Raw genomic sequence first — 23,265 nt, 5'->3', positions numbered from 1 at the left:
CCGTGTTAGAGCGCCTATTTAATGCAAGTTGGTACGGTTGGTTTCAATGGACTTGGCTGCTTTATCCATTAACCATTTTAGTTAGTGTAATAACTAAACGTAAACGCCAGACTTTTTTGGCTAACAATCCTCAGCCTTTTTCAGTGCCTGTAATAGTGGTGGGTAATATCACCATTGGTGGTACAGGTAAAACACCTGTTGTGCAGTCCTTAGTACGTTATTTGCAAAGTTTAGGCTACAACCCTGGCATTGTAAGTCGCGGCTATGGAGGCTCGTTAGATCAATTTCCCCATATTATTACCACTGACGATAGCTGTGATGTAGTAGGGGATGAGCCATTTATGTTGTCTCGGTCTTTAGGTGTGCCAGTGGTGGTTGACCCTGTTAGGACCCGTGGTGTTAAACATTTAATTGAGCACGGTGTAAGTATTGTTATAAGTGATGATGGCTTGCAACATTATCAGATGTATCGGGACTATGAGGTTTGCGTAGTAGACGGCTCTAGAGGCCTAGGTAATCAGCAGATTATGCCTGTTGGACCGTTACGAGAAGGGACGGACAGACTTTCGAGTGTGGACTACGTGTTAACCAGTGAAAGTAAGCTATCTGATCACAGCTTTCAAATAGAGCCAGTTTGCTGGGTGAATGTGAAAACACAAGAGCAGGTGGCCATAAATGCACTTCGAATTAATGATGGTGCTATGGCAATTGCTGGAATTGGTAACCCTGAAAAGTTCAAGCAAACATTAAGTGAGTTAAATATACATGTTGAGCATAAATGGTTTTCAGATCACTATGCGTACAGTGAATCCGACTTAAATCAGTTACCATCACAGATATTGATGACAGAAAAAGACGCGGTAAAAATTAAACGCTTTGCATCAAAAGATATGTGGTATTTGCAGATCGCAGCAAATCTTCCACAGGTATTTAAAAATAACATAAAATATTCGCTAGATAATTGGGTGAGAGACCATGGATAAAAAATTACTTTCTTTACTTGTGTGCCCGTTATGTAAGGGTAATTTGATTTTAGATAAAGAAAAGTCCGAGCTAATTTGTAAGTTCGATGGTGTTGCTTACAAAATTGATGACGATATCCCAGTTATGTTGCCAGAAAGTGGGCGAGCATTAAGCACTGATGAGAAACTCGCAAAATAGCGGTTACTTTTTAAAATATACGAATGGGTCTTGAGCTTTGCCTTTGTAACGAATTTCAAAGTAGAGCTTGGCCTGTTTTCCGTTAGACTCTCCGACAGCTGCTATTAATTGACCTTTGCCGATTGGCTCACCCTCAGTTACATAATTTGAATAATTATTACCATAAACGCTGATTATATCGTTGTCGTGTTGAATTAAAATCAAATTGCCATAGCTGTTAATGGCGTTACCGCTGTACAGTACGACGCCTTTCTCAATGGCAACCACTGGGTCGCCTAATTTAGCATGTAGCTCTATTCCATGTTTATGGTTGGTATAGTCAATATCCGTGATATTGGGTTGTCTTTCTAAAGGCCATTTAAGTTGAGTTGGACCATTGATGGACTGGTCTGGTCTTGTAGGTGATAGATTGTTATTTGCGCTTTGAACGACAGGCACATTGTTAATTACTTCTGGATTGTTTGAATATGTTGAGTGAATTTGTGTATTGTAGTGAGGGTCTCTTAGAACAAGGCTTATACTGGTAAATACCAAAATCGCTAAAATGAATGTTAAGCCTAGTTCTTTGTAACCTATGCTGAATCTCAATACATGATCTGTGGTTTTTTCTAGCCTTTGTAAGCGCTTATCTATATGGCTTACTTTATTATTTAATCCGAGGATGAACCTTGCTCGACTTGACCCTTGAGCTTTAAGGTTTATGTTTTTTTTATCAGTCTTTTGTAAGTCAATGAGCTTAGGTTGCGCTTGCATGAGTTAAACCAATGTTAATTGTTACGACTGTAATTGCATAATGTTTGCCAGTTAATGGAAATGTAGGAATAGCAGGGTGTACAATGAATCAATACAGAAAAAAGCGGCAAGGGTTAACCTTGTTTAGGGCAATTTTTGGATAGTTTATGAATGTGTTATTTGTGTGTTTGGGGAATATTTGCCGATCCCCAACAGCTGAAGCGGTGCTAAGAAAGCTGACCTCGGAACAAGCGTTGGACGTTAAGATAGATAGCGCTGGTACAGCGGCTTATCACATTGGGAAGTCTCCTGATGCTCGATCTCAAGCGGCGGCTAATATGAGAGGCATTAATATGTCTGGTTTAAAGGCTAGGCAGGCTAATGTAAATGATTTTTATGAGTTTGATTATATCTTTGCAATGGATGAATCTAATTATCAAGATTTATTGGCTTTAAAACCCAGTAACGCAAGTGCGCAGTTAGTATTGTTTTTGAAAGAATATGGCACATTAGGATTTAACAATGTACCAGATCCTTATTACGGCGGTGATCAGGGGTTTGAAGAGGTACTAGATTTACTAGAGGATGCCTGTGAAGCATGGATCAATAGAAGTTATAACAAATGAACTTGGAACATAACGTCTCCTTGAAATCACTTAATACATTGGCCGTTGACTCTACGGCTTTAGTGATGGTTAAGGTCAATGCATTAGAGCAAGTACAAGAAGTATTGGATTACGCTAAAGCACATCAGACTAGAGTTCAGGTGATAGGCGGTGGAAGTAATATCGTGCTTCCTGATTGTGTGAAAAGTATTGTACTTCAGTATACGGGTAGAGATTCCCGAATTATTTCAGAAGATTCAGATCGGATTCTAGTTCGAGTTGAAGCTGGCTTTAATTGGCATGATTGGGTCATGTATAGTATTGGCCAAAATTGGTATGGCCTTGAAAACTTGGCTTATATACCTGGGCATGTAGGAGCTGCCCCTGTACAAAATATTGGTGCATATGGCGTAGAAGTAAAAGATTTTATTGAAGCAGTACATGGTATTTATTTAGATACAGGCAAGGCTTTCACATTTTCAAATGACGAATGCTGCTTTGCTTATCGTGAAAGTATTTTTAAGCAGGCTCATGATAATAATACGCTGATTACTCATGTGGATTTTAAACTGCTCAAATCACAAAATGTGAATGTTAATTATGCACCTTTAAATACAATGGCAAGTGAGAGAGGCATGCCTGATCCAGAGCAGCTTGCGCAATGGGTAATTGAGGTACGCAAAAGTAAGTTGCCTGATCCGCAGGTTTTGCCTAATGCGGGGTCTTTTTTTAAAAATCCAGTTCTCTCTTTAAAAGCTTTTGAAGTGCTACTTAAGAAATTTCCTAATATTCCACGTTATGAACAGCAAGATGGAATCAAGATTCCGGCAGGTTGGCTGATCGATCAATTAGGGCTGAAAGGACAGCAGTTTGGTCCCGTGAGTGTTCATGATTTACAGGCATTGGTTTTAATTAACCATGACGGAAGCGCAGAGGATATTTTAAATGCAGCCCGCGAAATTAAGACATTGGTGAAAAGCGAGTATGGAATAGAATTAGAACAAGAGCCGAGACTAATTAGTTGATACCCAGTCCATTAAAAAAGGCCGCTATTAGCGGCCTTTTTTAATGGAAAAGCAGTGCTTATACGTTGCTGCTGCTTTCTTGGCTTGTTTCTGCACGAGCCTTTGCTTCTGCTTCCAAGCGGCGGCGTTTCACTTCCCTAGGGTCGTTGTAGGCACGCTTGGGTGCTTGGTTGGTAACAGGCGCTTCAGCTACAGGCGTTTCAGCCTTAGGAGCTTCAGCTTTAGGTGTTTCAGCTTTTGCTTCTTGTGGTGCAGGGGCAGCTTCAGGAGCTTTTACTGGCTCTACTTTTTTGCTTTCTGTAGGTGCTTTTATTTCAGCTTTAGGTGCATCAGAAGGCACAGCCTTTTGCTCTGTTTTGACGGTTTTTGCAGTTTCGGTTTTATTTGCAACTGCATTAACACTAGACTCAGAGGCTTTAGGGGCTTCATTTTTTGGTGTTTGAGGTTTAGCTGGTACTGAATCAGGTTTGCTTTCAGTTTTTACCGACTTTACTTCAGTTTTTTTCGCTTCCTGAGTATTACTCTTGTTGATTTTAACTTCTTCAACTTTACGAGCAACATTTTCATCTAATTTATTAGATTGTTCTTTTCGATTGCGGCGACGAGGCGCGTTTTGAGAGCGAGACTCGTTGTGGCTATCATTGCTGCGTTCACGACGAGGCTGCTCGGATTTACCTTCACTGCGTTTTTCGCTTTTGCTATCGTTATTTCGGCTGTTACGAGTATCTTTCTTAGGCTCGTTACGGCGATTGCGATTACTAGAGCGGTGCTGGTTGTTTCGGCTGTTACTGCTAGAGTTGCTGCGGTTTCGGCTAGAGCTTTTGCTGGATGTGCTTTTCTTAGTCGTTGCTACGGGCTTTTCTTCACTTTTGAATAGCCCTGACAAGGTGCTTGCAAATTTGCTTAATAATCCCGGCTCTTGAGGTGCTTCAGCTGCAATCGGAGCAGGTGCGCGTGCACTCGAAACCGCTTGTACTGCGGCAGTCTCTTTTTTCACTTGAGCATCTTGTTCGGTAGCTAGCTCTTGTTCATAGTTGATTTCAAAGCTAACTGGATCAAACTGGTTTTCGCCACTTCTAATACGCGCTACTTCAAAGTGTGGAGTATGGAAGTTCGGGTTAGGAATAATCAGGATTTGAGCTTTGTGTCGTTGCTCAATGGTCATGATTTCTTGGCGTTTATCATTGGTCAGGAACGTGGCAACTTCTAAAGGAACCGTTGTACGCACTTGAATCGTATTTTCTTTGCTGGCTTCTTCTTCGATTAAACGAATTAGCGACAAGCTTAGAGAACGCATATCACGGATGAACCCAGTACCTTCACAGCGAGGGCAAACATGGCCAGAGGTTTCACCTAGAGAAGGGCGCAAACGCTGACGAGACATTTCAAGTAAACCAAAGCGTGAGATTCGGCCAACTTGTACACGTGCACGATCAATTTCTAGCGCATCTTTCATGCGATTTTCAACTTCACGCTGATTTTTATTGGACATCATATCGATAAAATCAATTACGATTAAACCGCCAATATCACGAAGTCGTAACTGGCGAGCGATTTCATCAGCGGCTTCTAAGTTGGTGTTGACGGCGGTATCTTCAATGTCGGTGCCTTTTGTGGCGCGTGAAGAGTTGATATCGATAGAAATAAGCGCTTCCGTTGTGTCGATAACAATTGAGCCACCAGAAGGCAGTTTCACTTCGCGCTGAAACGCAGTTTCGATTTGGGCTTCAATTTGGTAACGGCTAAATAGAGGAGTGCTGTCTTCGTACAGTTTGATTTTATTTTCATACTGAGGCATTACAGCTTGTACAAAGCTTTGGGCTTCTTCGTAAACCGTTTTGTCGTCGATTAAAACTTCACCAATATCTTGACGTAGGTAGTCACGAATCGCACGAATAACCACATTACTTTCTTGTAGTAATAGGCAAGGAGCTTGACGGCGCTCATAAGCACCTTTGATGGCATCCCAAAGCTGAGCTAGGTAATCCAAATCCCATTGAAGTTCTTCAGAGGCACGACCGATACCGGCAGTACGAACGATAGCGCCCATGTTATTAGGCACATTTACTTCACGCATTGCATCGCGAATTTGATTGCGCTCATCACCTTCAATACGGCGAGAAATACCACCTGCGCGGGCATTGTTCGGCATAAGAACCAAATAACGGCCAGCAAGACTGATCATTGTAGTAAGGGCTGCACCCTTATTACCGCGCTCTTCTTTGTCTACTTGAACAATGACCTCTTGGCCTTCTTCAATGACTTCTTTGATGTTAGGGCGACCAGATACTGATGTCTTGAAATACTCGCGGGAGATCTCTTTAAGAGGTAAAAAGCCATGACGTTCCGCACCAAAGTCTACGAAAGCAGCTTCTAGGCTTGGTTCTATACGAGTAATTTTACCCTTATAGATGTTGGCTTTTTTTTGTTCCCTTGTCGTAGGTTCGATATCTAGATCGTACAGGCGTTGGCCGTCGACCAGTGCAACACGCAACTCTTCTGATTGAGTGGCGTTAATTAGCATTCTTTTCATTAATTTATAGAGCTCATATTTATGTGGTTCTGACTCGAAACACAAGGGTTGAGCTAATCAAAATATTTATGCGTGCTTTGCGTGGATCTCTATACCGACTCTGGATTGACTACTTCCACGCAGGGGTGTTTAGCTGTTTTTTTACATGAATGTGCTAACACCGACACGAAACATAAGCTGATTTAGCAAGACCCCTTGCTCAATCAGAACGTATCGTTTTTCATATCTAGCGGCAATTTGGCCGCTAAATGCCAAAATTCCGGGAAGTTTCTATCTAACTTTCCCTAACTTACGTTATCATCCGGGCCCAATGTTGTTTGGGGCGCTTTAGCCCAGGGTACAACCGGAATGGCTGAATATAGCAAAGATTGACAATGCGTCAAACTGGTTTTTCTTAACTATGAGTTTTATATGTCAGAAAGTTCTAAGCGAGGGGTTATTTTTGAAGAAGTAAGCCTAGATTATGCAGGTCAGCGTCTAGATAACTTCTTGATGTCTCGAATAAAGGGGGTGCCAAAGTCTATGGTGTACCGAATTATTCGAAAAGGAGAGGTGCGGGTTAATAAAGGGCGTATTAAACCCGATTATAAATTGAAGGAGGGGGATGTGGTGCGTATTCCTCCTGTTCGTGTCAAAGAAGAGTCAAAGATTGAAAATGTACCTGATAAATTAGCCCATGATATTGAGGCTGCCATATTGTTTGAGGATGACTCTTTAATTGCGGTAAATAAGCCAAGAGGTATGGCTGTTCATGGGGGGAGTGGTATTAGCTTAGGCTTGATTGAAGCTTTGCGTGTCATTCGCCCTGATATAACACGTTTGGAATTGGTCCATCGTTTAGATAGAGATACTTCAGGTGTTATCTTGGTGGCTAAGAAACGCTCAGTTTTAGTTGCCTTGCATGAAATGCTGCAAAAAAAATCGGGAATTCAAAAGCGATATTGGGCTTTGGTTTATGGTGGTTGGCCTAAGCATGTGAAAGATGTCACTGTGCCTCTTTTGAAAAACGAACTTAAATCCGGTGAGCGTGTTGTAAGGGCGTCCCAAGAAGGTAAATCGTGTCATACGCGTTTTTCATTAGAAAGGCGTTATAAGGGTTATACTTTACTCAATGCTGAGCCGGTAACGGGTCGTACTCATCAGATTCGAGTGCATTGTCAATTTACTGGGCATTCTATCGTTGGGGATGAAAAATACGCCACAGATGAAGAGCTTAAACAGGCAAAAATTGAAGGTGCCAAGCGTTTATTTTTACACGCTAAGTCATTGAGTTTTATCCATCCTAAAACAAAAGAAAAACTACATTTGGAAGCACCTATTGATCAACTATATGGTGGTTTTTTATCCAAATTAGAACCGATTAATTAAAAAGTGGTTTATGAAATACAAAGCAATAATTTTTGATTGGGATGGTACGTTGATGGATTCAACAACTCGTATTGTTGAATCCATGCAGTGTGCTGCGCAAGAATTTGATTTACCATTTCGATCTGAGTTTGAAGTTAAACAGATAATTGGCTTAGGTTTGCCTGAGGCAATAGTGGCTTTATGGCCAGAGCTTGAGTTAGATAAATCCACAGTTAAATCTGTTGCAAGACAATACAGTGTGCACTTTTTGGCAGAAGAGCGTTCTGAGATGGCTTTGTTTGAACATGCACTTGAGTTGTTCGATGTTATTAAAAGCTTAAATTTAAGGCTTGCTGTGGCAACAGGTAAGGGGCGTGTGGGTTTGAATCGTCACTTTGCCCAATTTAAGTTGGCGCATGTGTTTGATGATTCACGTTGTGCTGACGAAACCCGCTCAAAACCCCATCCGTTAATGTTGCATGAATTATCAAAATCTCTAAATGTAGAAACTGATAACATGCTGATGGTTGGTGATACACAATTTGACTTGGATATGGCCCATAATGCAGGGGTGGATTCAGTTGCTATTACACATGGTGCTCATGCACTTGATAAATTGAAAAAAAGTAATCCTATTCATATAGTTGATGATTTGAAGCAATTAACGGATTGGATTCATTTACAAGCAAAGTCTATTTGAAAATAAATATTAAAGGGAATATATGTACCAAGATCCTGTAGATCGCCCTCAGTCGGATAAAGAATGGAAGTTGATTGAAAAAATGGTGGGCTCAATCAATGTCGAACAACGCCGTGCTCGTCGTTGGGGGATATTTTTTAAGCTGATGACGTTTGCCTATTTGTTCGTGGCTTTAACATTGTTTGCGCCGGGTAATATTGATACAAAAGACATCGGTGCGGATGGTAATTTTACAGCGCTTGTTGATGTGCGTGGCGTAATTGCTGATGGAGAAGAGGCTTCAGCTGATTTAATTGTAACCGGTTTGCGCAATGCTTTTGATGCAGAAGGAGCAAAAGCTGTGGTCTTGCGTATCAATAGCCCAGGTGGCTCACCTGTGCAGTCTGGTTATGTGTATGATGAAATTAAGCGCTTGCGTGCATTGCATGATATTCCGGTGTATGCGGTTATCTCGGACTTAGGTGCTTCGGGGGCTTATTATATTGCTGCTGCAGCAGATGAAATTTATGCTGATAAGGCCAGTTTGGTGGGCTCTATTGGTGTTGTGGGTTCAGGGTTTGGATTTGTGGATGTAATGAAAAAAATTGGGGTGGAGCGTAGGCAGTTTACCTCCGGAGAGCATAAGGCTTTCCTTGACCCGTTTACGCCGCTAAATAAAGAAGAAAAAACCTTCTGGGAAGGGGTGTTGGCAACAACTCATAAACAATTTATAGATCAAGTGAAAAAAGGCCGTGGTGATCGTCTATCAGAAGACGAAAGGTTGTTCAGTGGTCTAGTATGGACAGGAGAGCAAGCCTTAGGTTTAGGTTTGATTGATGGGTTGGGGAACTCAAGTTATGTGGCTCGAGAATTGGTTGGAGCGGAGAAAATCGTTGATTTTACTCCGCAACCTTCGCCGTTTGAGGCGTTGGTTGGGCGACTAGGGGCATCTATGGGGCAGGGTCTGGCTGCTTCATTAGGCCTGACAAATTCGCCACTTAGCCTAAAATGATGGTTTGTGCTTGATTTTACTTGAAAAATCGTCAAATAACTTTGACATGACTTGGTCCCATGAGTACTATTGCGCGCATTATGAGCCATGCTTTATTTCCAGTACGAGTTGATCCGCTTAAAAGCGTGGAACAAGAAGCTGAATTCAGCGGTTCCATTGCAGTCTCCAAATTAGATCGTCTTCAAGACTTTCTTCAGGATGACAGTGGTGAGGCTCAAGTAGAGATACAATTTGGGCACGATGAACAAGGCACCGCCTTGTTACGTGGTAAGAGTCACGCCAATGTACGCATGACGTGTCAGCGCTGCATGAATCCGGTTGAGGTGGCATTAGTCACTGACTTTGAGCTCGGTATCGTTTTTAGCGATGAACAAGCTAAGCATTTAGATAAGCAATACGAACCCGTTATTGCTGAACATGAATCTTTAGAATTGTTACCCGTGATTGAAGATGAGCTAATTTTGAGCTTACCTATGTATGCTTATCACAAAGAATGTGGTGATCATGAATTGGTAGATACGCCAAAAGAAGTTGAAAAACCGGTTGAAACACAAGCGCCGAACAATCCGTTTAGTGTACTAGAGCAATTAAAGAAACAGTAGGAGAGCCTAATGGCTGTTCAAAAGAGCAAAAAATCTCGTTCACGTCGCGGTATGCGCCGTTCACACGATGCACTAACCACTCGTGCATTGTCTATCGACCCAACTTCTGGTGAGACTCATGTGCGTCACCACGTGACTGCAGATGGTTTCTATCGCGGTCGTAAAGTTGTTGAAGTACAAGACAGCTAATTATGGTCACCATTGCCATTGATGCAATGGGCGGGGATCATGGTCCCCGCGTGACTGTTCCTGCTGCGCTATCTGCCCTTGAAGCGCACTCTGATTTAAATATCCTTCTCTATGGTAATCGCGCCAAGTTAGATCATTACTTAAATGACTCTACTGCATCTACTCGTTTAAAGATAATTCACACGGATGAAGCCGTAAGTAGCGGGGAGCGTTCTTCTGGTGCTTTGCGTAAAAAACAATCTTCAATGCGTTTGGCAGTGGATTCGGTTAAAAACGAAGAGGCTGATGCCCTTGTAAGTGCTGGAAATACCGGTGCTCTAGTGGCGATTTCAAGGTATGTCTTGAAGACTATGTTAGGTATTGACCGGCCTGCTTTGATTGCTAGACTCCCGAATGTCTATGGCTTCAGTTATATGTTGGATCTAGGTGCAAATGTAGAGTGTGATTCTGAAAATCTACATCAATTTGCTGTTATGGGTTCTGCGTATGCAAGCGCGATTGGTGAAATTCAAACCCCAAAAGTTGCCTTACTAAATATCGGCAGTGAAGAAATTAAAGGTAATGAAGATATCCGTTTAGCGAATGCTATTTTAAAAGATTCAGAGTGCCTAAATTACGTTGGCTATGTCGAAGGTGATGATCTTTATAAGGGTATTGCAGATGTCATTGTTACCAATGGGTTTGCTGGTAATATTGCACTGAAAAGCTCGGAAGGTTTGTTAAGTTTTACGACGCACATGGTGCGAAAAGCGTTTAAGAAAAATATATTTACACGTGTGATTGGCTTATTTGCACTACCTGTGCTGGATTCACTTAGATTGGCCTCAGAGCCAGATTTAAAAAGTGGCGGTGTATTGCTAGGTGTGCAAGGTATAGTTGTAAAAAGTCATGGTAAATCTCAAAAGTGTGCCTTTGAAAATGCGATAGACGGTGCTTATAGACTAGCAAAAAACAAATTGTTACAACAAATAGCTGAAATGCTAGACGATGAAATGTTATAACCCCCTCCTAAAAAAATAATATAGCATTCTTTTCTATTTAATAAAAAACGTCATTCTGGAATGAATATGTATAAAAATGCCGTAGTTTTCCCCGGTCAAGGATCTCAAAGTGTTGGGATGTTATCTGACGTGTTCGCTGAATATGCAGTCGCACAAGAGACATTAGCGCAAGCAGATGAAGTATTAGGTTTTAAAATAAGTGATCTTATCCTGAATGGTCCTGCTGAAGAATTAAACAGTACCAATAATACCCAGCCCGCTTTGGTTGCAGTTGAAGTGGCTTTATGGCGAGCAATGAATGGTGCGTTTGCTGCTGATGTCATGGCGGGTCATAGTTTGGGTGAGTATTCTGCATTGGTATGTGCAGGGGCTTTGAGCTTCGAAGATGCGTTGTTGTTAGTTCGCCGTCGTGGCGAGTTAATGCAAATTGCGGTACCTAATGGTGTGGGCGCTATGGCGGCTATTTTAGGTATGGAAGATAATAAGGTAGAAGAAATTTGCGTACAAAGCGCTCAAGGTCAAGTGGTACAGGCGGCTAATTATAATAGCCCTGGTCAGCTTGTAATTGCAGGTAATAAAGAAGCGGTAGAGCGTGCGGTAGACGCTTGCAAAGAAAACGGCGCTAAACGAGCTATGTTGTTGCCAGTAAGTGGGCCGTTTCATAGTGCGCTTATGGCACCAGCTGCTGACGAGTTTGCTCAGTTTTTAGAAGGGTTTGATGTCAAAAACCCAAGTGTCCCAGTTCTTCAAAATGCCACTAACACATTCGAGCAAGATGCGCAGCAAATTCGATTAAACTTGGTTAAGCAAATTGCCTCTCCGGTACGATGGACTCAATCTGTGCTTCAGCTTGCTGACAAAGGGGTGGAAAATCTGGTAGAAGTAGGACCAGGCAAAGTACTAACAGGTTTGAACAAGCGAATTGCCAAGCAGTTAAATTCTCAAACTGTAAATTCAGTTAGTACGCTACAAGCTTTGTAAGGAATTAAGATGTCAAAAGCCATTGCGGTTGTAACAGGTGCCAGTCGTGGGATTGGTCAAGCTATAGCAAAATCATTAGTGGAAGCTGACTATTTTGTGGTGGCGTCTGCCACCTCTGAGTCTGGCGTATCCGCTATTAAAGATTATTTAGGTGAAAACGGTACAGCGTTTGTACTTAACTTATCCAGTAAAGAAAGCTGCGCGGAATTTACCAAACAAGTGAATGCTTTAGGTGCGGTTGCCGTGCTGGTAAATAATGCTGGTATTACTAAAGATAATTTAATGCTTCGCATGAAAGACGAAGATTGGGAAAACGTCATCGAGACTAACTTAAGTGGTGCGTTCCGTCTGACTAAAGCCTTCTTGAAGGGGATGATGAAGCAACGCTGGGGCCGTATTGTTAATATTAGCTCTGTGGTTGGAGCTATGGGCAACCCAGGGCAGGCTAACTACTGTTCATCTAAGGCTGGTATTGAGGGTCTTACTCGTTCTTTGGCTTATGAGGTTGGTAGTCGCGGAATTACTGTGAATGCGGTTGCGCCGGGTTTCATTGCAACCGATATGACGGATGAGTTAACGGAAGATCAGAAAAACGCCATGATGGCTAATATTCCTCTTGGTCGTTATGGTGAGCCAGCAGAAATTGCCAGTGCAGTTTCTTTCCTTACTTCACAGGAAGCAGGCTACATTACAGGCCAAGTGATTAACGTCAATGGTGGCTTAAATATGGGTTAATCACCCATAGCTACTATTTGGTATTAGTATAAGCGGAAATATGGCTTTAATATCAATAGCTTAAGGAATGTTGACTTGTAATTTGGCAATTTAATCCAGCACAGAACAGGTGTAAACTTTGGTTTACCCCTGCTCAAAGAGCGGTATAATGTGCTTTTTATAGATTGAGCCATTATAGAGTGTAGGCTCTATAGATTAAATAGGATGAATTATGAGCAGCATTGAAGAACGCGTAAAAAAAGTTGTTTGCGAACAGCTAGGTGTTAAAGAAGACGAAGCGAAAGGTACTTCTCGCTTTGTTGAAGACTTAGGCGCAGACTCTTTGGATACGGTTGAGTTAGTAATGGCTCTTGAAGAGGAATTTGAAACTGAAATTCCTGATGAAGACGCTGAAAAACTAACGACTGTTCAAGAAGCTATTGATTACATCATTGCGCATATCTAAACGATAAGCATTGATAAAAAAGCCGCCACTTCATAGGCGGCTTTTTCGTTTGTAAGAACAATAGAGACAATAAAAAAGGAAAAGAATATGGCTAAGCGCCGTGTTGTAGTGACTGGTTTAGGGGCGATCACCCCAATAGCAAATGATGTGGAATCCACTTGGCAGGGCCTAATTAAAGGCCAAAGTGGTATTGACACCATCACTCACTTTGATGCCTCTGCAATTGCCACTCAATTTGCAGGTACTGTTAAAGATTTCTCATTGAAAGATGTGATTACCCCGAAAGATGCTAAAAAAATGGATACCTTTATCCAATATGGCTTAGTAGCTGCGGATGAAGCGGTGAAAAACTCTGGCATCCAAGACGCAGGTTATTCGCCAGACCGTATCGGTTGTGCTTTAGGGTCAGGTATTGGTGGTCTTAGTACCATTGAGCACAACTACACTCAGTTGACTAAATCAGGTCCACGTCGTGTTAGTCCTTTTTATATTCCAGCTTCAATTGTAAATATGTTAGCGGGTCATGCTGCGATGCTATGGGACTTTAAAGGCCCTAACTTTGCAATTTCTACAGCATGTACCACAGGTACCCATAACATTGGTTATGCTGCTCGTACAATTGCTTATGGCGATGCTGATGCAATGTTGGCAGGTGGTGCTGAAGCTGCTTGTACTCCAAGTGGTATGGCTGGATTTGCGGCTGCCCGTGCTATGTCTACTCGTAACGATGATCCACAAAAAGCATCTCGCCCTTGGGATAAAGACCGTGATGGCTTTGTATTAGGTGATGGTGCAGGTATTTTAGTTTTAGAAGAATACGAAGCAGCTAAAAAGCGTGGTGCAAATATCCTAGCTGAAATCACTGGTTTTGGTATGAGTGATGACGCTTACCACATGACAACACCACCAGAAGACGGTAGTGGTGCGGCAAAAGCCATGGCCAATGCGCTGAAAGATGCTGGTCTAAATGGCTCTGACGTGCAGTATGTAAACGCACATGGTACATCTACACCTGCGGGTGATGTGGCAGAAAGCCGTGCGATTGAAGATACTATTGGTGGGCATACGCTAGTATCTTCAACCAAATCAATGACTGGCCATTTGTTAGGCGCAGCGGGTGCTATTGAAGCTATTTTTGCGGTTAAGGCATTAATGCATAATATTGTTCCCCCAACTATTAACCTTGAAAACTTAGAAGACGGTTGTAACCTAGATTACGTGCCTCATACTGCGCGTGAAGTTGAGTTGACGAACGTTTTAAGTAATTCATTTGGTTTTGGCGGTACTAACGGATCGTTGATCTTCAGTAAAGTTAAATAAGGCCTGCTATGTGGGTAATAGACAATCAGCAGTACTTGGGTCAGCTGGATGGTTGGAATCGAGCCGCTCAATTTGCTGATGGTCTATTTGAAACCATGGTATTAAAAAGCGGGATGATTCTTGGTTTAAGGCATCATGTGATGCGTATGTCACAAGGATTATCTCGTTTAAACATTGCGCTACCGGATGAAAATCTGGCAGAGTTCTTTGAAAGTTATGCTCGATCATTTGTTGACTTAAGCGGCGTTAAAAACGGTGTTTTAAAAGTTGTTGTTAGTCGAGGAGATAGCCAAAGAGGTTATGGCTATGACAAAAGTATTAAGCCTCATGTCACTGCCTTCTATAATTCAGCACCTGAATACTCTAATGAAATTTATTCATCGGGTGTTGATGTCACGATACTAAATACACAATGTTCAATTCAACCCCAGTTAGCAGGGCTTAAACATTTAAATCGTTTAGAGAATGTTTTAGCGAAAGCTGAATTGGGTGATTTAGCTTTTGAAGGATTAATGGTTAACCATCTGAAATTTATAATTGAAGGTGCTATGAGTAATGTCTTTTTTGAAAAGAATTCAGAGTTGATTACACCTAAATTAGATGTATCTGGCGTGGCCGGTGTTATGCGGCAATGTGTAATGAATTACGCTGTGAAAAATGGCATTAAAATCACCGAAGTAAATATAACCACTGATGATCTGTCAGCCATCTCCAAGGGTTTTATTTGTAATAGTGTGATGGGAATCGTGCCAATAAAAACATTACTGAAAAGAGAATTTAAAATCGGTGAGGTGAGCACTGACCTTATTGATGCGTGGGAAATAGGGGATATTTATGCGTAAGCGAATCAGCTTGCTAATGATTATGCTGCTAATTTGGTTTTTAGCATTAATGATATACGGCATGTTTCAATTGCAGCGCCCGTTAAACATATCTGAAAAACAAGTTGTAGCATTAGAGAAAGGCCGACCTGTATCTAGTTTTTTTATGAAGTTAGAGCGTGAAAATTGGATGCAGGACAGTCGCTGGATTATGCTTGTTGCTAAGTTGTCTGGTAAATCCCGTTTAGCAAAAGCCGGTGAATATGAATTAACCCCGCAAATGAATAGTTGGGATGTTTTAGATACCTTAATAAAAGGCAAATCGGTTCAATATAAAATTACCCTAGTTGAAGGGCAAAATGTTCATGAAATGATGTCTCGTCTTGCCGCTAACGATAAGTTAATTCAAGATCTGCCGTCTGATGTCTCGCAGTTAATGACTTTCTTAGGATTGGAAGGGCATCCGGAAGGTCGCTTTTTTCCAGATACATACCAGTTTCATAGAAATACTCGTGCATCTGAGATTCTTGTGCGGGCACAGATTCGCCTAGAAACTGTATTAGCAGAAGAGTGGCGTGAGCGTGAAGAGGGTTTACCCTATAAAACGCCATATGAGGCATTGGTTATGGCTTCAATTGTAGAAAAAGAAACGGCAGCCCCAGAAGAGCGTGAAATGATTGCAGGTGTATTTGTAAGACGCTTACAGAAACGCATGCGTTTAGAAACAGACCCAACCGTTATTTATGGTTTAGGTGATCGGTATAAAGGTAATATCCGCAAGAAACACCTTCGAGAAAAAACAGCTTATAATACTTATCGCATGAAAGGATTGCCGCCGACTCCGATTGCCATGGTGGGGCGAGAAGCCATTCATGCTGCTTTGCACCCTGCAGATGGTGAAGAGTTATATTTTGTTGCAAAAGGCGATGGTAGACATCAGTTTTCATCCACTCTAGCGGAACATAATAAAGCGGTTCGCCATTATCAAATATACAAACGTAAAGATGAATATCGTTCAACGCCAACGGATCAATAAATTATGAAAGGTTGTTTTATTACCATTGAAGGCATTGAAGGTGTTGGTAAAACCACAAACCTTAAATTTATTCAGGCATGGCTAGAAAAACAGGGCATTGAATATATCTCAACCCGTGAACCAGGCGGTACAGACTTGGGTGAGCGATTACGGGAATTGCTGCTTCACGGTGGTGATGTCAGTAGTGAAGCTGAATTGCTTATGATGTTTGCTTCTCGCTCTCAGCATTTAGAAAAATTAATTAAACCTGCAATTGACCAAGGGAAGTGGGTGATTTGCGATCGCTTTACAGATTCTACCTATGCTTATCAAGGTGGTGGTCGTCAAATGAACTTAAGTTCAATTGAGAGTTTAGAGACTCTGGTACATAAAAACGTTCAGCCAGATTTAACATTATTGCTGGATGCGCCAGTTGAAATTGGACGCGAACGTGCTGCTAAACGCAGTGCTGCTGATCGCATAGAAGCGGAAGACTTGGCGTTTTTTAATCGTGTCAGAGATATGTTTTTAGCACGAGCAAAGCAGTATGACCGATTCAAGGTAATAGACGCCACCCAAAGTCTTGAAGATGTTCAGACTAATATCGAAACCAGTTTGGAGCATCTTTTGCAGCGAGAGAGTGTATGAAAGTCCCACATGCCTTGCCTTGGTTGAATATTATAAATGACCAGATATTGGGTCAGTATGATAAGCAGCGTTTAGGTCATGCATTGTTGCTAACTGGTCAGGCTGGCTTGGGCAAACGATTGTATCTGCGTGAACTTAGTCAATTGCTATTATGTTCCAATAGAGAAACAAAACCTTGTGGCCAATGTGCCAGTTGCAATTTGTTTAATGCTGGCTCACATCCTGATTTACTGATGGTTGAGCCAGAAGAGAAAGGTAAGCAAATTAAAATTGAGCAAATACGCAGGGTCACAGAGTTTGTAAATACCACTGCACAAAAAGGCCAGAGCAAAGTAGTGTTATTGGGCCCAGCTGAAGCTATGAATATCAACGCTTCAAATGCGTTATTAAAAAGCCTAGAAGAGCCTAGTTCAAACGTAACGCTGCTATTGTATAGTCATCAGCCTAGTGGACTATTAGCGACTATAAAAAGTCGTTGCCAGCAGTTCTCGATTTATCCGCCTGAATTCCAGCTAGCCTTAACATGGTTGCAGCAAAATAGTGCAACTCAATTAAGCCCAGAAAATGCCAACAGTGTATTGCGGTTAGCCAGTGGAGCCCCACTTAAAGCAATAGAGCTTATTGAGCAAGATGTTCATGTTCAGTATATGCAGTTTTGCCAAAATATGATGGATTTTCAAAACCGCCAAGTTATGTGGAGTGATCTATTAACAAAATGGAAAAACTGGGATATGGAGAACCTATTACAATGGTTTTACCATTTATTATTGGATGCTCAGAAGTTAAAGTCGGGTTCAGATACCGTGAATATAGCCATGCCTGAGCTGCGTGTTCAAACTCAGCAAGTGGCGCAGTGTGCTCCATACACCCAAATAGAACGAGTTCTAATGAAGCTTGTACAATCTCAAATGGCGTTTAGAGGGCAGGCTAACCCTAACCCTGTGATGATGATAGAGTCTGTGCTCATTGACTGGCTTGGCTTATTGGGGCAATCTTCTAAATAACTTGCAGTATTACAATAATAAGGTCAGCAATATGCCACCTAAGTTAGGGCCGGGGAACGGCATTCTATCGCTAACGATCAAAGACAAAGCAGTTTTATACGCCGCTTATATGCCATTTATTAAACATGGCGGCTTGTTTATACCAACCAATAAATCTTACTCCATGGGAGATGAGGTGTTCATGCTGTTGAGTTTGATGGATGAACCAGAAAAAATCCCAGTTGCAGGTAAGGTAATTTGGATTACACCAAAAGGTGCTCAAGGTAACAAGACAGCTGGTGTTGGGGTTCAGTTTGCAGAAGAAAATGCTGCACGCAATAAGATCGAAACTCACTTAGCAGGTGCGTTAAGTTCAGATCGACCTACTCATACGTTATAAAATTAAATACCTGCGCAAATATCACAAGGTTTTTCCTATACTCTCTTTTAAAGCTGCAATGACATGATTGTGGCTCATTAAACCCTAAGCCAGTGTAATACTTGTATAGAAAGTTGAGTATTACGTAAGACCGCTTGCTCCTGTTTTAAAAAATTATCTAGCTCTCATCTATAATTTTATAATTGATAGTATACACATTGAAATATTGATTGAAGCGCTGTTAATACGTCTTTAATCGTTTGGCAATGGATGTCATAGCCATGTTGCAAAGTATACGATAAGAGCCAGTTTGGATATATTGAGAGCGTTTAAATCAAGGTGTGTTAGGGAATCGAGACAAGTGAGCAATAAGGTTTTGATGGGCTATGTGTATTGCCATATGTATGCCTAGGTCTAGGCTTTTAATATGTTAGGTGTATCAAAACCCAAAGTGGCGAAGCAAGCAAGAAGCCTCCCAATAGATAGGATAGAATCACGAGTGGCGATAGTTATCTGATTGTTAAAAGACTGACATGAATAATCATTAGTATGGCGTGCAGATAAGTTACCCTCTTTTTGAAAGCAGGGGAAGTGCTTGGAATAAAAGTAATATTTGTACTTTCAAGTGGGTTTTTTATAGGGCGTGAACCCAGATGCTCAGCTTATACGTAACTGCTAATTTAAGAGAATGTATTTAATGGAATTAAATCGGCTAGATACCCGTTCTAAAGTCATAGATTCAATTAAGGATCACAATGAATGGGATATGGTGATTGTTGGTGGCGGGATTACAGGTGTAGGTGTTGCAAGAGAAGCCGCTCGTCAAGGGTTTAGTGTTTTATTGCTTGAACAAAAGGATTTTGCATGGGGGACTTCAAGCCGTTCATCTAAAATGGTGCACGGAGGGTTGCGTTATTTAGCGTCAGGAAATCTAAAATTGACAAGCCATTCTGTTAAAGAGCGGGAGCGACTAATGAAAGAAGCTCCGGGACTTGTGAATCTGCTGCCTTATGTTTGGCCTCATTATAAAGGGCAGTTTCCTGGGCCGAGAGTATTCTCCATATTATTGGCTGTTTACGATTTATTTGCTGGGCATAAATATAGAAAGTACATCAATAAACAAGCTGCATTGTCTGTATTACCTGGGTTAAATAGCACTAACTTAATAGGGGTGACTCAGTTTGCAGATGCAATAACAGACGACTCCCGCTTGGTTATGAGGGTACTGCAAGAAGCTCAAAATGATGGAGCTGTGGCGCTAAACTATTGTGAAGTTACAGAAATTATCAACGAAGAGGAGCAAATTAATAAGCTGCAAGCATTTGACCAAAAAAGTGGGGAAGCTTACCAAATAAAAGCAAAAGTTATTGTCAGTGCTACTGGTGCGTGGGCTGATAAATTTAGGCAAGATTTTGGTCAGTCGCCAAAAATTCGCCCATTACGGGGAAGTCATTTAATGTTTCACAATAGGCGTCTACCCTGTGACCTCTCTATTACATTAAAACATCCCACAGATGGTAGAAGCATGTTTATTTATCCGTGGGAAGGTATGACCGTGGTGGGAACGACAGATCTCGATAACCCAAAGGTAAGTCTAACTGAGCCTTCGATACAACAAAATGAGGTTGATTATTTATTAAAGGCGGCGAACGGATTATTTCCAGATTCTAATTTACAAAAAACAGATATAGTCTCTTCGTTCGCAGGAGTCAGGCCAATTGTATCAAGCGGTGCTTTGAGTCCATCGGCAGAAAAGCGAGATCATACTATTTGGGATGATAATGGTGTGATTACAGTTAGTGGGGGTAAATTGACGACCTTCAGACTCATTGCTTTAGATGTATTGAAAGCGGCTAGTCATTATTTAAAGGGCTTGGCCTACGCTGATAATAAACAACGTATATTTAATCATTACCCAATTAATAATGAAGCCTTGAATGAATTAACTGAACAACAAATTCAACGATTGTCTGGTTTTTATGGTGCCAGATTAAATGACCTGTGCCAATGCAGTAAGGAAGAAGGTTGGGTGCTGGTACCCGGGACATTGACGTTTTGGGCTCAAGTGCGTTTTTCGGCTCGTTCAGAAAGTGTGATTAACTTAGATGATTTGATGCTTCGTCGCACTCGTATTGGTTTGTTTTTGGATGATGGTGGTACCCAAGAGCGAAATAAGATTAAACAAATATGCCAGCAAGAATTGATGTGGTCAGACGATGAGTTTGCTGAACAATGGCAACGATACTGTGATATTTGGAAAGCGTATTATTATTTGCCTTAAAAAATATAGCTAAATTGTATTTAATATTGATTGTAGAATGCGAGTTAATATTCGCTACATTTAGTCTGATTCGATGAATAAGTAATAACTTCAAAATATCTATGGGGCTGAATTAAACGTTGGCCTGTTATTTCCTACCCCTAAGCATTCTCTTTAAAGTACTAAGAAATATGCCTCGGGGTGTTGTCATACCTTATGCTGCGATGGTTTGCTTACTTAAGTAAGTGTTAGTCGCATTCATAATTGCGAGTAAGCTTGCTTTTAAGCTGTCTTTCTCGATTGCGCATCCATAAATGGTTTGATTGTTTATATTAATTTCAATACTCGCCAAAGCATTCGCATCAGAATGAAACCCTAAAGAGCTTTCATTATATTGTGTGACGTCCATTGATACATTTAAGTATTCGCCTAGCGCTTTTGTTAAGCCATCAATGGCACCTTCGCTTTGATGGTGTAATGTGAATGTTTTATGTTCGTCTTTTAAATGAAGATGCATGACCTTGGATTGAGAGTCTTGCTTAGCTTGTATGTCATAATCCAATAACGAAATAGGCCCATTCGAACTTAAAAAGTGCACTTTAAATATTTGGTATATTTCATTGGCTGATACCTCGCCTTTACCTTCACTTTCTTGCTGCACTTTTTGGCTAACTTGAATCTGCATCCATCTTGGCAGCTGAATATTAAACTCAGACTCTAAAATGTAAGCCACGCCACCTTTACCACTTTGACTATTAACCCGTATGACGGATTGGTAGTCTCGGCCAATATCTTTTGGGTCAATGGGAAGATACGCTACTTCCCATGTTGAATTCTCGTCTTGCAAGGCTAAACATTTTTTTATGGCATCTTGATGAGAGCCACTAAATGCTGTGTAGACTAAGTCCCCCATCCAAGGGTGGCGTGCATGTGTTGGGATGTTAGTACATTCTTCAACAGTTCGGGTTATGCGTTTTGCATCACTTAAATTTAGTTTTGGGTCGATGCCTTGGCTGTATAGGTTCATGGCCATAGTGATAATGTCCATGTTTCCTGTGCGTTCACCATTGCCCAATAATGTCCCTTCAATTCTGTCAGCTCCTGCTAGTATTGCTAACTCGGCAGCTGCGACTGCACATCCTCTATCATTATGGGTATGAATACTGATTATGATGTTTTCTCGTTGTTTTATATGCTCGCAAAAAGTTTCCACTTGATCTGCAAATACATTCGGGCCAGCGCACTCGACAGTAGCAGGCAGGTTGATAATAATTTTTTTGTCAGATGTTGGTTGCCATACATCAATAACGGAATTACAAACATCTATAGCAAAATCAGTCTCGGTACTGGAGAAACTTTCAGGGCTATATTGAAATGTCCATTGTGTGCTGGGATAACGTTTTGATTCGGACAAAACTTTTTGAGCACCTCTTGTCGCAATATTTATGATGCCTTGCTTATCTAATTCAAATACTTTTTCACGCTGAACAGGGGAGGTTGAGTTGTAAACATGTACAACGGCTTGTTTCACTCCTTTCAAAGCTTCGAATGTTCTTTCAATTAACTCGTCACGTGCTTGTACCAAAACTTGGATGGTGACATCTTGAGGAATTTGATTTTCTTTGATTAACCATCTAACAAAATCAAAGTCAGTTTGTGAGGCACTAGGAAAACCCACCTCAATTTCTTTAAAACCCATGTCGATCAATAGAGTCCATAATTTCTGCTTTTGCGCCACGTTCATCGGTTCTATAAGGGCTTGGTTGCCATCTCTGAGGTCAACTGCGCACCACGCGGGTGCTTGCTCGATAGAGTTTGCTGGCCACTTTCTATCTGTCTTTTTAATACCTTTGTTAGGTTTGTATTTTCTGTGGTCAAACATAGTATTTCTCGACTGTCATCATGGGTTGTTACTTGAAAGGAGAATCACTTTTGGTGATGGGTTTGGACTTTAAAGGCTTTTGGCCTTTTTAATGTTCTTAGCTTGTGGCTAATGGCTCCTTCCAAGTGATATTAATTATATGTGAATATTCAGGGTGTATGATTGCTAATATTGCAGTTTAAAGCTGATTTTAGGGTTAATAATTTCAACTTGTTGTTGTATTTTGGTGTATAATTGCTGGGTATTTGTTATTTTGGCTAGGAGGGGTGAATGATGCACCAGTTGGATCGAACGGATCGTCGAATTTTAATGGAAATGCAAAAGAACGGGGCTATCAGTAACCTTGAATTAGCCGAGAAAGTAGGTCTGTCAGCAAGTCCTTGTTCTCGTCGAGTAAAAGCTCTTGAGGATGCTGGGTTTATTATAAAAACCGTAACCATTCTAGATGCAAAAAAGTTAGGGTTAGATCTGTTGGCAATAATTTCTATTAGTATGGATCGTCACACCCCAGAGCGTTTTGAGAGCTTTGAATCTAAAGTGAATAGCTTTGAAGAGGTTCTCGAATGTTATCTGATTACAGGTCAGAGCGCGGACTATGTGTTAAAGGTGGTAGTGTCAGGTATGGATGCTTACCAGAAGTTTTTACTGGGTAAGTTAACGAAATTAGAAGGTGTCACAGGTGTGCATTCAAGTTTTGTAATGAGGAAGGTTCTAGAAAGAAGCACGCTACCAATTGAATCGAGCTAATTGAGTGGGTAGTTAGTTTGGTGGCTAAAAAGAGATTAGCTTGAGATATTCTAAAAGAACTAATGCCGTTTTTTATACGGTTAAATAGTCCAAATTTTAACCTATCTTGATTTTAAACTGGGTGGATTGCCAAAGGGATTTAAATCTTTATCGGTTATGGCTA

Annotated in this window: 24 protein-coding genes; 21 read left to right on the top strand and 3 right to left on the bottom strand. The window is 41.2% G+C overall.

Going from position 1 to position 23,265, the window contains the following annotated elements; translation table 11 throughout:
• The first annotated feature begins 2 nt into the window (after window positions 1–2).
• Both lpxK and ABWV45_RS01630 read left to right on the top strand, forming a co-directional pair.
• Window positions 3–983, top strand: a complete 981-nt coding sequence (gene lpxK / locus ABWV45_RS01635; protein WP_353348014.1) for a tetraacyldisaccharide 4'-kinase — start codon at window positions 3–5, stop codon at window positions 981–983.
• Window positions 976–1,161, top strand: a complete 186-nt coding sequence (locus ABWV45_RS01630) for a Trm112 family protein (protein WP_353348012.1) — start codon at window positions 976–978, stop codon at window positions 1,159–1,161. Before lpxK ends, ABWV45_RS01630 begins: the two co-directional genes overlap by 8 nt.
• Before the next feature lie 3 nt (window positions 1,162–1,164).
• Here ABWV45_RS01630 and ABWV45_RS01625 read toward each other — a convergent pair whose 3' ends face one another.
• Entirely contained in the window at window positions 1,165–1,914 is a 750-nt protein-coding gene (locus tag ABWV45_RS01625) for a murein hydrolase activator EnvC family protein (RefSeq protein WP_353348010.1), read from the bottom strand.
• Window positions 1,915–2,060: 146 nt separating this feature from the next.
• Here ABWV45_RS01625 and ABWV45_RS01620 point away from each other — a divergent pair, with 146 nt between their 5' ends.
• Together ABWV45_RS01620 and murB are read left to right on the top strand one after the other, a co-directional pair.
• On the top strand, window positions 2,061–2,519 hold the full coding sequence (locus ABWV45_RS01620; protein WP_353348008.1) for a low molecular weight protein-tyrosine-phosphatase: 459 nt from the start codon (window positions 2,061–2,063) through the stop codon (window positions 2,517–2,519).
• Complete coding sequence (murB, locus tag ABWV45_RS01615) at window positions 2,516–3,523, top strand: UDP-N-acetylmuramate dehydrogenase (RefSeq protein ID WP_353348006.1); 1,008 nt, start codon at window positions 2,516–2,518, stop codon at window positions 3,521–3,523. The genes ABWV45_RS01620 and murB overlap by 4 nt, the downstream gene beginning before the upstream one ends.
• 58 nt (window positions 3,524–3,581) lie before the next feature.
• On the opposite strand, the gene rne is transcribed toward murB, so the two are convergent.
• Complete coding sequence (rne, locus tag ABWV45_RS01610; protein WP_353348004.1) at window positions 3,582–6,056, bottom strand: ribonuclease E; 2,475 nt, start codon at window positions 6,054–6,056, stop codon at window positions 3,582–3,584.
• A gap of 411 nt (window positions 6,057–6,467) precedes the next feature.
• Between rne and rluC the strand changes: the two genes are divergently transcribed.
• The 16 genes from rluC (at window position 6,468) to ABWV45_RS01530 (ending at window position 20,494) form a co-directional block, all read left to right on the top strand.
• On the top strand, window positions 6,468–7,424 hold the full coding sequence (gene rluC, locus ABWV45_RS01605) for a 23S rRNA pseudouridine(955/2504/2580) synthase RluC (RefSeq protein ID WP_353348002.1): 957 nt from the start codon (window positions 6,468–6,470) through the stop codon (window positions 7,422–7,424).
• A gap of 10 nt (window positions 7,425–7,434) precedes the next feature.
• A complete protein-coding gene (locus ABWV45_RS01600; protein WP_353348000.1) occupies window positions 7,435–8,103 on the top strand; it encodes an HAD-IA family hydrolase in 669 nt (222 codons plus the stop codon).
• 22 nt (window positions 8,104–8,125) lie between these two features.
• Window positions 8,126–9,094 carry a signal peptide peptidase SppA gene (gene sppA, locus ABWV45_RS01595; RefSeq protein WP_353347998.1) on the top strand — a complete coding sequence of 323 codons (969 nt, stop codon included), beginning with the start codon at window positions 8,126–8,128 and terminating at the stop codon, window positions 9,092–9,094.
• Window positions 9,095–9,153: 59 nt separating this feature from the next.
• Entirely contained in the window at window positions 9,154–9,696 is a 543-nt protein-coding gene (locus ABWV45_RS01590; protein WP_353347996.1) for a YceD family protein, read from the top strand.
• A 9-nt stretch (window positions 9,697–9,705) separates the two neighbouring features.
• Entirely contained in the window at window positions 9,706–9,885 is a 180-nt protein-coding gene (rpmF, locus tag ABWV45_RS01585) for a 50S ribosomal protein L32 (protein WP_353347994.1), read from the top strand.
• Between the two features lie 2 nt (window positions 9,886–9,887).
• The gene (plsX, locus tag ABWV45_RS01580) at window positions 9,888–10,886 is read left to right on the top strand and encodes a phosphate acyltransferase PlsX (RefSeq protein ID WP_353347992.1); all 999 of its coding nucleotides are present in this window, start codon (window positions 9,888–9,890) and stop codon (window positions 10,884–10,886) included.
• Between the two features lie 66 nt (window positions 10,887–10,952).
• On the top strand, window positions 10,953–11,867 hold the full coding sequence (gene fabD / locus ABWV45_RS01575; RefSeq protein WP_353347990.1) for an ACP S-malonyltransferase: 915 nt from the start codon (window positions 10,953–10,955) through the stop codon (window positions 11,865–11,867).
• 9 nt (window positions 11,868–11,876) lie between these two features.
• A complete protein-coding gene (fabG, locus tag ABWV45_RS01570) occupies window positions 11,877–12,602 on the top strand; it encodes a 3-oxoacyl-[acyl-carrier-protein] reductase (RefSeq protein ID WP_353347988.1) in 726 nt (241 codons plus the stop codon).
• 211 nt (window positions 12,603–12,813) lie between these two features.
• Window positions 12,814–13,047, top strand: coding sequence for an acyl carrier protein (gene acpP / locus ABWV45_RS01565; RefSeq protein ID WP_353347986.1), 234 nt, complete (start codon window positions 12,814–12,816; stop codon window positions 13,045–13,047).
• Between the two features lie 87 nt (window positions 13,048–13,134).
• A complete protein-coding gene (fabF, locus tag ABWV45_RS01560; protein WP_353347984.1) occupies window positions 13,135–14,367 on the top strand; it encodes a beta-ketoacyl-ACP synthase II in 1,233 nt (410 codons plus the stop codon).
• An 8-nt stretch (window positions 14,368–14,375) separates the two neighbouring features.
• On the top strand, window positions 14,376–15,209 hold the full coding sequence (gene pabC / locus ABWV45_RS01555; RefSeq protein WP_353347982.1) for an aminodeoxychorismate lyase: 834 nt from the start codon (window positions 14,376–14,378) through the stop codon (window positions 15,207–15,209).
• Window positions 15,202–16,224, top strand: coding sequence for an endolytic transglycosylase MltG (gene mltG, locus ABWV45_RS01550; protein ID WP_353347980.1), 1,023 nt, complete (start codon window positions 15,202–15,204; stop codon window positions 16,222–16,224). Before pabC ends, mltG begins: the two co-directional genes overlap by 8 nt.
• Before the next feature lie 3 nt (window positions 16,225–16,227).
• Window positions 16,228–16,851 (top strand): dTMP kinase, encoded by a 624-nt coding sequence (gene tmk / locus ABWV45_RS01545; RefSeq protein ID WP_353347978.1) that lies wholly within the window; start codon window positions 16,228–16,230, stop codon window positions 16,849–16,851.
• Window positions 16,848–17,855: a DNA polymerase III subunit delta' gene (locus ABWV45_RS01540; RefSeq protein ID WP_353347976.1), complete on the top strand. Its 1,008-nt coding sequence runs from the start codon at window positions 16,848–16,850 to the stop codon at window positions 17,853–17,855. Before tmk ends, ABWV45_RS01540 begins: the two co-directional genes overlap by 4 nt.
• Window positions 17,856–17,886: 31 nt before the next feature.
• Window positions 17,887–18,234, top strand: coding sequence for a PilZ domain-containing protein (locus ABWV45_RS01535; RefSeq protein WP_353347974.1), 348 nt, complete (start codon window positions 17,887–17,889; stop codon window positions 18,232–18,234).
• Between the two features lie 676 nt (window positions 18,235–18,910).
• Window positions 18,911–20,494: a glycerol-3-phosphate dehydrogenase/oxidase gene (locus ABWV45_RS01530; RefSeq protein ID WP_353347972.1), complete on the top strand. Its 1,584-nt coding sequence runs from the start codon at window positions 18,911–18,913 to the stop codon at window positions 20,492–20,494.
• 193 nt (window positions 20,495–20,687) lie between these two features.
• Here ABWV45_RS01530 and leuA read toward each other — a convergent pair whose 3' ends face one another.
• Entirely contained in the window at window positions 20,688–22,355 is a 1,668-nt protein-coding gene (gene leuA, locus ABWV45_RS01525; RefSeq protein ID WP_353347970.1) for a 2-isopropylmalate synthase, read from the bottom strand.
• Window positions 22,356–22,625: 270 nt separating this feature from the next.
• On the opposite strand from leuA, the gene ABWV45_RS01520 reads away from it, so the two are divergent.
• On the top strand, window positions 22,626–23,102 hold the full coding sequence (locus tag ABWV45_RS01520; protein WP_502914647.1) for an Lrp/AsnC family transcriptional regulator: 477 nt from the start codon (window positions 22,626–22,628) through the stop codon (window positions 23,100–23,102).
• Window positions 23,103–23,265: the final 163 nt, after the last annotated feature.

Origin of the sequence: Oceaniserpentilla sp. 4NH20-0058 (genome assembly GCF_040371755.1) — a bacterium.
In the GTDB taxonomy this organism is placed as follows: Bacteria; Pseudomonadota; Gammaproteobacteria; order Pseudomonadales; family Oceanobacteraceae; genus Bermanella.
The sequence above is the reverse complement of the archived record's forward strand: the minus strand, read 5'-3'. Positions and strand labels throughout refer to the sequence as shown.